Genomic DNA, 558 nt, shown 5'->3' with positions numbered 1-558 from the left:
CTGCACTCTACGTCTTCTCATATCCGAACCTCCTGCAGACAAGACTACAAACACCCTCTCGCGATACAGCGCACGGCCGCATCTACTTTGCCTTGTGGATGACATTCTAGTGATGGAGTCACTTCAAATTAGGAGAGAGGGAAACCAACCGAACCGATTTATTCCGCAGGCATCAATTAATGGGTATGGACGCTGCGGCAAGGTGTTGACCAATCACGTTTGTATGCACTTACTATGATGACCGGTCTGGTTCGGAACATCGGATTTTAGATAAGTTCTACCTTGGACTCAACAAAAAAGACGAGCTTCACACTCGTCTTTTTTGCGTGTTTATTCTTCTTCTTGGTCTAAATCTTCATCGACTTCATTGGTGACATCAGAGGCACCAGACACTTCTTCTGCAGTGGTTTCCACCGCACCAGAAATAAGCAACTCTGGATTTAGTGGTGGGATAACTTGTAGATCATCCGTATCTTCATCAATGGAAGGCTTTTGACTGACATGCCCAATGATTGATTGGTAGTAGCGTCGAATATTTTCAACGTAATTACGTGCCTC

At 45.0% G+C, this 558-nt stretch carries 1 pseudogene; it reads right to left on the bottom strand.

Annotated elements, in window-relative coordinates:
• Positions 1 to 330: 330 nt before the first annotated feature.
• Positions 331 to 558, bottom strand: a pseudogene (locus tag R7R78_RS28570) (lytic transglycosylase F); the annotation flags it as partial.

It is taken from the genome of Vibrio sp. 2134-1, assembly GCF_033339495.1.
Note: the sequence above shows the minus strand (reverse complement) of the source record. Positions and strands in the feature narration are given on the sequence as shown.